Consider the following 12969-nt stretch of genomic DNA (forward strand, 5'->3'; position numbering starts at 1 on the left):
CTAGCTTGCTGATGACGAATTAGTAAGAAGATCATTAAGAGATTATGAAGAACAACTTGTGTGGATTTTTACTGATTGATCGATCGAAAATATTTCATTGATTGATGGTAAAAATTACTCGAAGTTTATTTGAGAAATATTTGTCAGAAAATTGATGAGCCAAGATTTGTAGCCATAAGCTACTAATGATTTTTAACTGAAGAGTTTGATCATGGCTCAGATTGAACGCTGGCGGCAGGCTTAACACATGCAAGTCGAGCGGGGAGATGTAGCTTGCTACATTTCCTAGCGGCGGACGGGTGAGTAATGCTTAGGAATCTGCCTATTAGTGGGGGACAACATTCCGAAAGGAATGCTAATACCGCATACGCCCTACGGGGGAAAGCAGGGGATCTTCGGACCTTGCGCTAATAGATGAGCCTAAGTCAGATTAGCTAGTTGGTGGGGTAAAGGCCTACCAAGGCGACGATCTGTAGCGGGTCTGAGAGGATGATCCGCCACACTGGGACTGAGACACGGCCCAGACTCCTACGGGAGGCAGCAGTGGGGAATATTGGACAATGGGCGAAAGCCTGATCCAGCCATGCCGCGTGTGTGAAGAAGGCCTTTTGGTTGTAAAGCACTTTAAGCGAGGAGGAGGCTACTTAGATTAATACTCTAGGATAGTGGACGTTACTCGCAGAATAAGCACCGGCTAACTCTGTGCCAGCAGCCGCGGTAATACAGAGGGTGCGAGCGTTAATCGGATTTACTGGGCGTAAAGCGTGCGTAGGCGGCTTCTTAAGTCGGATGTGAAATCCCTGAGCTTAACTTAGGAATTGCATTCGATACTGGGAAGCTAGAGTATGGGAGAGGATGGTAGAATTCCAGGTGTAGCGGTGAAATGCGTAGAGATCTGGAGGAATACCGATGGCGAAGGCAGCCATCTGGCCTAATACTGACGCTGAGGTACGAAAGCATGGGGAGCAAACAGGATTAGATACCCTGGTAGTCCATGCCGTAAACGATGTCTACTAGCCGTTGGGGCCTTTGAGGCTTTAGTGGCGCAGCTAACGCGATAAGTAGACCGCCTGGGGAGTACGGTCGCAAGACTAAAACTCAAATGAATTGACGGGGGCCCGCACAAGCGGTGGAGCATGTGGTTTAATTCGATGCAACGCGAAGAACCTTACCTGGTCTTGACATAGTAAGAACTTTCCAGAGATGGATTGGTGCCTTCGGGAACTTACATACAGGTGCTGCATGGCTGTCGTCAGCTCGTGTCGTGAGATGTTGGGTTAAGTCCCGCAACGAGCGCAACCCTTTTCCTTATTTGCCAGCGGGTTAAGCCGGGAACTTTAAGGATACTGCCAGTGACAAACTGGAGGAAGGCGGGGACGACGTCAAGTCATCATGGCCCTTACGACCAGGGCTACACACGTGCTACAATGGTCGGTACAAAGGGTTGCTACCTAGCGATAGGATGCTAATCTCAAAAAGCCGATCGTAGTCCGGATTGGAGTCTGCAACTCGACTCCATGAAGTCGGAATCGCTAGTAATCGCGGATCAGAATGCCGCGGTGAATACGTTCCCGGGCCTTGTACACACCGCCCGTCACACCATGGGAATTTGTTGCACCAGAAGTAGGTAGTCTAACCGCAAGGAGGACGCTTACCACGGTGTGGCCGATGACTGGGGTGAAGTCGTAACAAGGTAGCCGTAGGGGAACCTGCGGCTGGATCACCTCCTTAACGAAAGATTGACGATTGGTAAGAATCCACAACAAGTTGTTCTTCATGACGATGTATCTGAGGGTCTGTAGCTCAGTTGGTTAGAGCACACGCTTGATAAGCGTGGGGTCACAAGTTCAAGTCTTGTCAGACCCACCAAATCTGACTAACAAGCATTATTAAATGCTGAATACAGAAAAACAGAAACATTGACTTATTGATAAGCTGGGGACTTAGCTTAGTTGGTAGAGCGCCTGCTTTGCACGCAGGAGGTCAGGAGTTCGACTCTCCTAGTCTCCACCATAGATTATAGAATTTAGTAAGTTGAAGCTTATTAACTTCTGTGATTTATCACAGTTTCCTGACCTGATGAAGGCTGGAAAAATCATTAACAGAATATATTTGAGTTGAAATAATTTGTTCATACTCGTTTTTAAGATTGACATTAACAGTGATTTATTACTGATTGATGAAGATTGAAGAAATGAGTTACTAGCGAAATTAACTGAATCAAGCGTTTTGGTATGTGAATTGAATTGAAGCTGTACAGTGTTTAAGTACACAGAACAACAAACTGTAAGGAAGTGATGAGAAATCATCATAGACTGTCTTAATCCTACTTGTAGGGATTAACGACTGTTTGGGGTTGTATAGTCAAGTAATTAAGTGCATGTGGTGGATGCCTTGGCAGTCAGAGGCGATGAAAGACGTAATAGCCTGCGATAAGCTCCGGGGAGGCGGCAAATATCCTGTGATCCGGAGATTTCTGAATGGGGAAACCCACCTGTCATAAGGCAGGTATCGTATGATGAATACATAGTCATACGAGGCGAACGAGGGGAAGTGAAACATCTCAGTACCCTTAGGAAAAGAAATCAATTGAGATTCCCTCAGTAGCGGCGAGCGAACGGGGAAAAGCCCATTAAGTCATATCAGTTTTAGTGGAATGCTCTGGGAAGTGCAACCATAGTGGGTGATAGTCCTGTACACGAAAGGGCTGATATGATGATGTCGAGTAGGGCGGGGCACGTGAAACCTTGTCTGAATATGGGGGGACCATCCTCCAAGGCTAAATACTCCTGACTGACCGATAGTGAACCAGTACCGTGAGGGAAAGGCGAAAAGAACCCCTGTGAGGGGAGTGAAATAGATCCTGAAACCGCATGCATACAAGCAGTGGGAGCCGACTTGTTCGGTGACTGCGTACCTTTTGTATAATGGGTCAGCGACTTACATTCAGTAGCAAGGTTAACCGCATAGGGGAGCCGTAGAGAAATCGAGTCTTAATAGGGCGTTTAGTTGCTGGGTGTAGACCCGAAACCGGGTGATCTATCCATGAGCAGGTTGAAGGTTGGGTAACACTAACTGGAGGACCGAACCCACTGTCGTTGAAAAGCCAGGGGATGACTTGTGGATAGGGGTGAAAGGCTAATCAAACTCGGTGATAGCTGGTTCTCCCCGAAAGCTATTTAGGTAGCGCCTCGGACGAATACCATTGGGGGTAGAGCACTGTTTCGGCTAGGGGGTCATCCCGACTTACCAAACCGATGCAAACTCCGAATACCAATGAGTACTATCCGGGAGACAGACTGCGGGTGCTAACGTCCGTAGTCAAGAGGAAAACAATCCAGACCGCCAGCTAAGGCCCCAAAATTATAGTTAAGTGGGAAACGATGTGGGAAGGCATAGACAGCTAGGAGGTTGGCTTAGAAGCAGCCACCCTTTAAAGAAAGCGTAATAGCTCACTAGTCGAGTCGGCCTGCGCGGAAGATGTAACGGGGCTAAAACTATATGCCGAAGCTGCGGATTTGCAATTTATTGCAAGTGGTAGGGGAGCGTTCTGTAAGCCGATGAAGGTGTATTGAGAAGTATGCTGGAGGTATCAGAAGTGCGAATGCTGACGTGAGTAACGACAATGCGAGTGAAAAACTCGCACGCTGAAAGACCAAGGGTTCCAGTCCAACGTTAATCGGGGCTGGGTGAGTCGACCCCTAAGGCGAGGCCGAGAGGCGTAGTCGATGGGAAATTGGTTAATATTCCAATACTTCTATGTAATGCGATGAGAGGACGGAGAAGGTTAAGTCAGCCTGGCGTTGGTTGTCCAGGTGGAAGGTTGTAGGCATGTATCTTAGGCAAATCCGGGGTACTCTATGCTGAGAACTGATAGCAAGCTGTACTTGTACAGTGAAGTGGCTGATACCATGCTTCCAGGAAAAGTCTCTAAGCTTCAGTTACATAGGAATCGTACCCGAAACCGACACAGGTGGTCAGGTCGAGTAGACCAAAGCGCTTGAGAGAACTCTGCTGAAGGAACTAGGCAAAATGGTACCGTAACTTCGGGAGAAGGTACGCTGCCGACGGTGATAGGATTTACTCCTTGAGCTATTGGCAGCCACAGAAACCAGGCCCCTGCAACTGTTTATTAAAAACATAGCACTCTGCAAACACGAAAGTGGACGTATAGGGTGTGATGCCTGCCCGGTGCTGGAAGGTTAATTGATGGGGTTAGCGTAAGCGAAGCTCTTGATCGAAGCCCCAGTAAACGGCGGCCGTAACTATAACGGTCCTAAGGTAGCGAAATTCCTTGTCGGGTAAGTTCCGACCTGCACGAATGGCATAATGATGGGGGCGCTGTCTCCAGCAGAGACTCAGTGAAATCGAATTCGCCGTGAAGATGCGGTGTACCCGCGGCTAGACGGAAAGACCCCGTGAACCTTTACTGCAGCTTGACATTGAACTTTGATCTTACTTGTGTAGGATAGGTGGGAGGCTTTGAAACCGAGACGCTAGTTTCGGTGGAGCCAATCTTGAAATACCACCCTGGTAATATTGAGGTTCTAACTCTGTCCCGTTATCCGGGACGAGGACCATGTCTGGTGGGTAGTTTGACTGGGGCGGTCTCCTCCTAAAGAGTAACGGAGGAGTACGAAGGTGCGCTCAGCGTGGTCGGAAATCACGCGTAGAGTATAAAGGCAAAAGCGCGCTTAACTGCGAGACCCACAAGTCGAGCAGGTACGAAAGTAGGTCTTAGTGATCCGGTGGTTCTGTATGGAAGGGCCATCGCTCAACGGATAAAAGGTACTCTGGGGATAACAGGCTGATACCGCCCAAGAGTTCATATCGACGGCGGTGTTTGGCACCTCGATGTCGGCTCATCTCATCCTGGGGCTGAAGCAGGTCCCAAGGGTATGGCTGTTCGCCATTTAAAGAGGTACGCGAGCTGGGTTTAGAACGTCGTGAGACAGTTCGGTCCCTATCTACCGTGGGCGTTGGAAATTTGAGAGGATCTGCTCCTAGTACGAGAGGACCAGAGTGGACGAACCTCTGGTGTACCGGTTGTGACGCCAGTCGCATCGCCGGGTAGCTATGTTCGGAAGGGATAACCGCTGAAAGCATCTAAGCGGGAAGCCTACCTCAAGATAAGATTTCCCTAGGACTTTATGTCCTCTAAAGAGCCGTTGAAGACTACGACGTTGATAGGTTGGATGTGGAAGCATAGTGATATGTGAAGCTGACCAATACTAATTGCTCGTGAGGCTTGACTATACAACACCCAAACAGTTGGTGTTGTGGTTCAAATCACTGCAAACAACTTGATTTAGTTATAAAGCTAGATAAAATATCCAACTCAAATATACCTGTTAATAACTCATTTGATGAAAGTTAGGCATACACAATGTGTGAATAAGACCCAACGAATAGTCATAAACAGTTGTGCTGGCGACAATAGCAAGAGTGAACCACCTGATCCCTTCCCGAACTCAGAAGTGAAACCTCTTAGCGCTGATGGTAGTGTGGAGTTATCCATGTGAGAGTAAGTCATCGCCAGCTCATTAATTCAAATCCCCCTAACTCAAATGAGATAGGGGGATTTTTTTATGCAAGGAAGGTTGAAAATAGGGAAAAATAAGTAAGCGTCCGCTAAACACACCTTATGAATTCGTCCTATAAGCCTTAATTTAGTCCTCACTTAAAAACAAGTGGGAACTTAAATTTATGACTACAAATAACCAGACATCCATCGCATCTCTTACGATAAAACGAAGAACATATAGTGCTGAATTTAAACAGCAGATCGTTCAGGCGTGTAAAGCATCGGAGGTTTCAATTGCTTCGGTCGCTTTGCAACATGGATTGAATACACATCTTGTATCCAAATGGATTCGCTTAATTGATGCTAAGCCAGGGAATGATCGCTCACTACTACCGAATAAACCTGCATTTATTGCCTTATCTTGCTCTGCACCATTAGATCCTATTTCTACTGGCATGTTAACGGTTCAAATTACTTTACCCCACTCAAAAGCAGAAATTGGCTTGAAATGGCAAGTATCAGAAATATCTGCTTTAGCAGAATTACTCAAGGCACTTACAACATGATCCGTATCGATGAAATCTGGTTGTCTACCCAGCCCATGGACATGCGTGCAGGTATGGATACGGCCATGGCTCAGGTGGTGAGAGCCTTTGGCTACATTAAACCGCATTGTGCTTACCTGTTCTGTAATAAACGTGGCCATCGCATGAAAGTGCTGGTACATGATGGACTGGGGATCTGGCTGTGTGCTCGGCGGTTGGAACAGGGCAAATTTCACTGGACTAAAGTTCATCAGGGTGAAACCCTGGCACTCAGTCCAGAACAGTTACAGGCACTGATCCAGGGTTTGCCTTGGCAGCGCATTGGACGACAGCAAGTGGTCACAATGCTCTAAACTAGCTTGGTCCATTCTGCTATTCTCCAAACGTTCTATTTCATTCTTCTCATGACCTCAGGCATACTGCGGTCATGAATACACTGCCTGATTTAAGCCAACTGACCCATGAACAACTGCTGGAATTTACTAGACAGTTGGCAATGCAACATCAGTCTCTGGCACAATCAAACCAGCAATTAGATGCCAAAGTTCAGCATCTTGAAGTATCCAATCTGCAATTAGATGCTCAAGTTCAACATCTTTCCATTCTCACGCAAAAATACGAGCATGAGCTCGCACTATTTAAACAGCACAAATTTGGCAGTAAAAACGAACATCTCACCGCAAAACAAATCCATCTGTGGGATGAAGCGGTCGAAGAAGATATTGCCGCTGTTGATCTGGAACTGGAACGGCTGAATGCAGATAAAACTGATGCAGCGACACACAAAGCCACAGTCAACAAACCTAAACGTCGACTGCTGCCCGATCATCTACACACCATCCGTATCGAGCATGAACCAACATCAACCCAATGTGCTTGTGGCTGCACCTTGCGTCGTATCGGCGAAGATATCAGTGAAAAACTACATTTCAGACCGGCACAGTTCTATAAGGAACAGCATGTGCGTGGCAAATGGGTCTGTGATCAGTGTGACACCCTGACTCAGCAAGCGATGCCCGCCTATGTGATTGATAAAGGCATTGCCAGTCCTGAACTGCTTAGCCATGTGTTGGTCTCGAAATACGCAGATCATTTACCGCTGTACCGTCAACGTCTGATCTATCAGCGGGCGGGAATCGAGCTTTCTAGATCAACTTTATCTGACTGGATAGGTCGCTGCGGTGTAGAACTGGAACCTCTGGCCAATGCTTTAAAAGAGGTGGTGCTGCAACAGCGGGTGATCCATGCCGATGAAACGCCGGTCACCATCATGCGGATGAGTGATGATGAGAAAAAACCGAAGAAAGGTTATGTCTGGGCCTATGCCACCACACAGTACAATCCAGTTCAAGCGGTGATCTATGACTTTCAGGATAGTCGTGCAGGCCAGCATGCTGAAGCGTTCCTGAAAGACTGGCAGGGCCATCTGGTCTGTGATGATTACAGTGGTTATAAAGCACGCTTTAAATCAGGCCAAGTCATTGAGGTGGGCTGCATGGCGCATGCTCGTCGTAAATTCCATGAACTGCATGTGACCAAGAAAAGTCAGGTCGCTGAACAGGCATTAGTGCTGATTCAGAAACTGTATGCCATAGAAGCAGAACTCAGGAGAAAGACCGATGGTACAGCAGAACAGCGCCGCGAATACCGACAACAGCATAGTCAACCGGTGATGCAACAACTGTATGAATGGCTCAACCAGCATCAACTGACGGTGCCATCGAGTTCTCCAACCGCCAAGGCCATCAATTACACTCTGAAGCGTTGGCCAGCTTTAAGCCGCTATCTGGATGATGGCAATCTACCGATTTGCAATAATTGGGTGGAAAACCAGGTGCGGCCTTGGGCGTTGGGACGTAAGAACTGGTTATTTGCAGGTTCGCTGCGTAGTGGTCAGCGAGCGGCAAACATCATGACTTTAATCCAGTCAGCAAAGCTGAATGGGCTGGATCCGTATGCCTATTTAAGTGATGTGCTGAAAAGATTGCCGACCCATAAAGTGACCCAAATAGAAGAATTGCTACCACACCGCTGGAAATCCAACTCAAATTAAAAAATAGACATGGGGTTCAGCGGACGCTTACAAAAATAAGAAGAAGTAACCAGATGAAAAGAGCAGAAAATAAGCTATCTATAAGGGCATAAATGGTAAAATGGTAAAAAAGCCAGCATTTGCTGGTTTTTTATGTCTTATTTACAAGAAGTTATAGAGCACCTTTTAAGTTTTCTTAATGTTCACTAAACTATTTGATTGGCATGCTTTCTATAGTGGCAATAAATTTATTCTCTAAACAAAAGTAAGAATATTGTGGAATTATTCAGTAATTAAGCAATTATTTGGAGAAAATAGCTATTCCTGAGATGAAAATAAATATATTACAACTCATAGTTTATTAGGGGCATTAATGTGTTTTAGATTAGTTAAGTTACGCACTAAAATAAGAACTTTACCGCAAATCTACCAAGCGTGTGTCTTGTAATTAAATCAACGTATGCAGCGAATGGTTTATAGCTTGCTGCCCAGCGTTGATGAAATCGTTTAATTGCACACAGAAAACCTTATTAAAAGAACATGAATCATGAATTTCGCAGTTTAGGTATCTAGCTGTCGACGTGCATGTTTTAATGCCGTTCGTAAACCCTCTTCAAGGGTTGGGTGATAAAATGGTTTTTCTAAAATTTCATCGACAGTGAGCTGTTCTGCAATCATCCATGCCAGTAAATGGGCCAAATGTTCAGTAGACTCTGTGAGTAATTCAGCACCCAGTAGTTTTCGGCTGCTTTTATCCACATAAATCTCAATGGCCCCATGGTTCTTACCCAGAACCAATGCACGTCCTTGTTTAGCATAAGATACTTCGCCTATGACAAAATCGATAGGTGCACTTTGTAGTTGCTTAAAGTTTTGTCCAACCATTGCCATTTCTGGGCTACTAAACACGATACCTAAAGGCGTTAGGGTCTTACATGATTCTATAGTGGGAAAGTTCAATGCATTTTTGACCGAAACTTTACCTTCGTGAGCGGCTTCATGTTGTAATGGAGTATCAGTATGTGCATCGCCAATGATAAAAATCGGATAGTCGGCGAGTTGTTTGGTCTCAGGATCAACAGGTAAATGTTTTAAGTCCGTGAATGAGGTATCGATATTTTCGAGTTTAAGGGTATTTAAAAGACTACTTCGTCCTGTGGCAACCAGTAAGTAATCAACGTTGAGTGTTTTAGGCTGACCATTTTCAATAAAACTAATTTCAACTTGATCGTTTATATACTTAATTTTAGTGGGTAAAACTTCGAACTTGATCTCAAGTTCAGTGCTAATTTCTGTTTGTGCCAACTGCTGCAATTTCGGGCTGGTCAGAACGCCGACTTTACGACTACGTGCAAAGACTGTGGTATTGACGCCAAGTCGTTGCATGGCTTGCGCAAGTTCAATCGCGATGACTCCGCTCCCAATCACCGCTAAAGATTTGGGTAAAGCATTGAGTTCAAAGATTTGATCGGAGGTGATGAGACGATCACCAAGTTCATCCTTCCATGCTGGGTCAAAGCTAGGTGTGGAGCCTACAGCTAAAATAAAGCTTTTGGCTTGGTAGTGTTGCCCATTAACTTCGACCGTTTTTGAATCGACAAAGCGAGCACGGCCCTGAATTTTATGAGACTCAGGCCAGCTCTCTACGGTTTTAAGGGTGTTGTGGGTAAAGCGATCACGGAGTTTTTGTACGTGTTGCATGACCTGACTATTGTCTATTTTTGACTCTACTTGCAATCCGACACGATCTGCATGTTGAATATCATGCATACGATTTGCTGTAGAAATCAGGACTTTTGAGGGCATACAGCCGACACGTGCACAAGTGGTGTCCCATGGCCCATCATTAATGATTAATAGATTTTGTGTGGACTTCACGGCTTGTTGGTAGGCTGCGATACCCGCAGTTCCAGCCCCAATAATAATCAGATCATACATAAGCAAACGTTTATCTAAGCGAGACATACTCTATAGTTAACATATTCAGGGCTGTAGATGATTATATTTTGTAAAAAAAAACGGCACTAGATGCCGTCTTTACTTTCATTTGACTTATAAGCCAGTACCAACGCTTACCCCAACGGTAGGACGTACATTCATTGAACTACATGCTGTCATTAAGGTACAGCAGAGTAAAAGCAGCAACAGTTTATTCATGGAGTAATCCTCGTTGTTTTGCCTGATTGAACAGCAGACTAGAGCGAGCACCACTCTTACAGACCATTAAAATAGGCTTGGGCAATTCATTATAATATTTAGCAAATTCGACCACGTCTGTTTCAGAAATTTTACTGCTGGTAACCGGTTGGTAAATTACGCTGACTTTGGACTGTTCCGCAATATTACGCAGTTGATCAACGCGAACGGTATTACCTTGTTCTTGATCTGGTCGATTGACTATGACCGACTTAAAACCTTGTTTTATCAACCGTTGAAACTTGTCTTGGGTCATTTCCCCTGAAATACTGAGCTGTGGGCTGAGTGCTTGACTCAGGTTATTCGTTGCCGCCCACAATACACTGTTCGTTAAAATCAGAGCAGTGCAGATGACACTTTTAAACAACCGTTTAGTCATCTAACAGGTCCATTTGCTTCGCTAGTTGGTATAAGTTGTTTGAGCGATTGCCTGTACGGCAGAACATTAAAACAGGTTTTGGTAGCTCATTGAAATGATTGGCAAAAGTTCGTACATCCACTTCTGTGATTTGCCCTGCAACCACAGGTTGATAGACATAATCTAGGCCTGCAACACGTGCTGCTTCTTCAATTTGAGCGCTGGTTGGTTGTTCTGAACCACCTTCCATATCTGGGCGGTTATTGATCACAGATTTAAACCCTTTTTCAACCACTTGAACCAAATGTTCTGGGCCAATTTGACCTGCAAAGCCTACATTTTCGCTCATGCTGTCACTCCAAAATTAAACTAATCGAGATATGCTTTATGATAGCATTAAGCTGAAAGCTCAGCCTATGCTGTTGAAATATTTATAAGCGATTACAACCATAAAATAACGCAATGGAGCAGGTATGCACGCCTATACCGTTGAACCGCTATATGTCAAAAGTGGCCAAGAGGTCATTGCTGCGGATTTTTATCGTCCGAAAACCGAAGAGAAACCAGCAGTGATTGTGATGGCCCATGGTTTGGCTGGGCTTCGCCAATTCAAACTGATCCAATTTGCACAACGTTTTGCACAAGCGGGTTATGCAGTCGTATTATTTGACTACCGTTATTGGGGCGGGAGTACTGGACGTCCACGAGAGTTGGTCTCGATTAAGAAGCAGCTTGAAGATTGGCGGACCATGATTAACCACCTCAAAGAACGTAAGTCGATCGATAGTCGACGGATCGTGCTGTGGGGGACGGCGCTCAGTGGCGGTTATGTGCTCGATATTGCAGCAGAATTCAAGAATGTACAGGCAGTGATGGCGCAAGTACCCTTTGTAGATGGGGCAGCAAGTGCTAAGTTATATCCTTTGCAACAGTTCCCTAAAGCCTTAAAACTATCGAGCCAAGATTATATGGGTGGAAAAGTGGGGATATCTCCGACCACTTTACCTGTGGTTGATCCACGAGAGTTATGTTTTTTACCGACGCAAGATGCGTATTTGGGTTATCGTTCGATTATTAATCCTGATTATTATTGGAGTGGTGAGATACCTGCCCGATTATTTTTTAATTTAATTCGTTATCGTCCGATTCAAAATGTCAGACAAATTAATATTCCTGTACTTTTCATTGCCGCCAAGCATGATAGTTTAATTCCGATTGAATCCAGTCGTGAAGCCGCGACCAATATTGCCCCTTTTGTTCAATATCATGAATGGGAGATGCAGCATTTTGATATTTATCATGCCAGTTGGTTTGAAAAAGCCATTTCGACCCAATTAGAATTCTTACATCAACATATTGGAGTCAACTAAATGATTATCGTCTGTCCTACTTGTTTGGCCAAAAATCGTGTGCCTGAAGAGAAATTGAGTGCCAATCCGAGCTGTGGCCAATGCCACGCAGCGCTGTTACCTGCGGCGCCGATTGAATTGAATGAGCAGAATTTTAGCCAGTACATTAGCCATAGCGATTTGCCAGTGTTTATTGATTTATGGGCAGAGTGGTGTGGTCCATGTAAAATGATGGCTCCGCACTTTGCTGAAGTGGCCAAGCAAAATCCGCAGGTTATTTTTGCTAAAATAAATACCGAAGAGTCTCCGCGATTGAGCAGTGCATTTAATGTACGCAGCATTCCGACCTTGGTTTTAATGAATAAAACCACGGAAATTGCTAGAATAAGCGGTGCGCTCCGTGCGCCACAATTGCAACAATGGTTAGATCAACAGTTGCAAGCCCAGTCATAACGAAAATTGGAGTCAACGTGTCAGAGATTCATGTGAAACCAGAAGGGATGTTGTCTCTTCAGACAATTGCAATGCCAGCCGATACCAACTGGAGTGGAGATGTTTTTGGTGGTTGGATTGTGTCACAAATGGATTTGGCGGGTGCAATTCACGCAGAGCGCTTTAGTAAGGGACGCTGTGCAACGATTTCAATTAATCAGATGACGTTCTTAGTTCCAGTGAAAGTTGGCGATGTCATCAGTTGTTATACCAAACTGTTAAAAGTGGGCAATACATCTATTCAGATGGAAATTGAAGTGTGGGATAGCCATGACAGTTCACGTCCGCCTGTACGTGTGACTGAAGGCGTGTTTACCTTTGTTGCGGTTGATGTCAAAGGCAATAAACGTCAAATTCCAGCGGATGTTAAAGAAAAATTCCTTGCAAGCCAATCCAACTAAAGCTTGAGTTGGTCTGCAAAAAAAGCCAGTGTAATCACTGGCTTTTTTTATTGCTATTCCATGCAGTCCGAT

Annotated in this window: 9 protein-coding genes, 2 tRNA genes and 3 rRNA genes; 11 read left to right on the forward strand and 3 right to left on the reverse strand. The window is 45.2% G+C overall.

Annotated elements, in window-relative coordinates; all coding sequences use genetic code 11:
• The first annotated feature begins 193 nt into the window (after window positions 1-193).
• From AC4CU3_RS11360 to tnpC, 8 genes are all read left to right on the forward strand, one after another.
• A 16S ribosomal RNA gene (locus AC4CU3_RS11360) occupies window positions 194-1731 on the forward strand.
• 61 nt (window positions 1732-1792) lie between these two features.
• Window positions 1793-1869, forward strand: a tRNA-Ile gene (locus AC4CU3_RS11365).
• A 68-nt stretch (window positions 1870-1937) separates the two neighbouring features.
• Window positions 1938-2013: transfer RNA gene (locus AC4CU3_RS11370), tRNA-Ala, on the forward strand.
• A 349-nt stretch (window positions 2014-2362) separates the two neighbouring features.
• Window positions 2363-5256: ribosomal RNA gene (locus tag AC4CU3_RS11375) — 23S ribosomal RNA — on the forward strand.
• 170 nt (window positions 5257-5426) lie between these two features.
• Window positions 5427-5541: ribosomal RNA gene (gene rrf / locus AC4CU3_RS11380) — 5S ribosomal RNA — on the forward strand.
• The 16S, 23S and 5S rRNA genes sit together here with 2 tRNA genes alongside, the layout of an rRNA operon.
• A 165-nt stretch (window positions 5542-5706) precedes the next feature.
• Window positions 5707-6090: a transposase gene (locus AC4CU3_RS11385; protein WP_490738207.1), complete on the forward strand. Its 384-nt coding sequence runs from the start codon at window positions 5707-5709 to the stop codon at window positions 6088-6090.
• Window positions 6087-6422: an IS66 family insertion sequence element accessory protein TnpB gene (gene tnpB, locus AC4CU3_RS11390; RefSeq protein ID WP_063454773.1), complete on the forward strand. Its 336-nt coding sequence runs from the start codon at window positions 6087-6089 to the stop codon at window positions 6420-6422. The genes AC4CU3_RS11385 and tnpB overlap by 4 nt, the downstream gene beginning before the upstream one ends.
• A 74-nt stretch (window positions 6423-6496) precedes the next feature.
• On the forward strand, window positions 6497-8122 hold the full coding sequence (tnpC, locus tag AC4CU3_RS11395; RefSeq protein WP_490738208.1) for an IS66 family transposase: 1626 nt from the start codon (window positions 6497-6499) through the stop codon (window positions 8120-8122).
• A 540-nt stretch (window positions 8123-8662) separates the two neighbouring features.
• Here the strand turns inward: tnpC and AC4CU3_RS11400 are convergent.
• From AC4CU3_RS11400 to AC4CU3_RS11410, 3 genes are all read right to left on the reverse strand, one after another.
• A complete protein-coding gene (locus AC4CU3_RS11400) occupies window positions 8663-10039 on the reverse strand; it encodes a dihydrolipoyl dehydrogenase (protein WP_279045058.1) in 1377 nt (458 codons plus the stop codon).
• Between the two features lie 211 nt (window positions 10040-10250).
• Window positions 10251-10676, reverse strand: coding sequence for a protein tyrosine phosphatase family protein (locus tag AC4CU3_RS11405; protein WP_279045049.1), 426 nt, complete (start codon window positions 10674-10676; stop codon window positions 10251-10253).
• The gene (locus tag AC4CU3_RS11410) at window positions 10669-11004 is read right to left on the reverse strand and encodes a protein tyrosine phosphatase family protein (RefSeq protein WP_176538309.1); all 336 of its coding nucleotides are present in this window, start codon (window positions 11002-11004) and stop codon (window positions 10669-10671) included. Before AC4CU3_RS11410 ends, AC4CU3_RS11405 begins: the two co-directional genes overlap by 8 nt.
• 124 nt (window positions 11005-11128) lie before the next feature.
• On the opposite strand from AC4CU3_RS11410, the gene AC4CU3_RS11415 reads away from it, so the two are divergent.
• From AC4CU3_RS11415 to AC4CU3_RS11425, 3 genes are read left to right on the forward strand one after another with little or no spacing between them, the layout of a single operon-like run.
• Window positions 11129-12025, forward strand: coding sequence for an alpha/beta fold hydrolase (locus AC4CU3_RS11415; protein ID WP_279045051.1), 897 nt, complete (start codon window positions 11129-11131; stop codon window positions 12023-12025).
• A complete protein-coding gene (gene trxC / locus AC4CU3_RS11420; RefSeq protein WP_279045053.1) occupies window positions 12026-12457 on the forward strand; it encodes a thioredoxin TrxC in 432 nt (143 codons plus the stop codon).
• Window positions 12458-12474: 17 nt separating this feature from the next.
• On the forward strand, window positions 12475-12897 hold the full coding sequence (locus AC4CU3_RS11425) for an acyl-CoA thioesterase (RefSeq protein ID WP_004697616.1): 423 nt from the start codon (window positions 12475-12477) through the stop codon (window positions 12895-12897).
• Window positions 12898-12969 lie beyond the last annotated feature (72 nt).

The sequence above is a fragment of the Acinetobacter sp. 802_lipA genome (genome assembly GCF_058242885.1).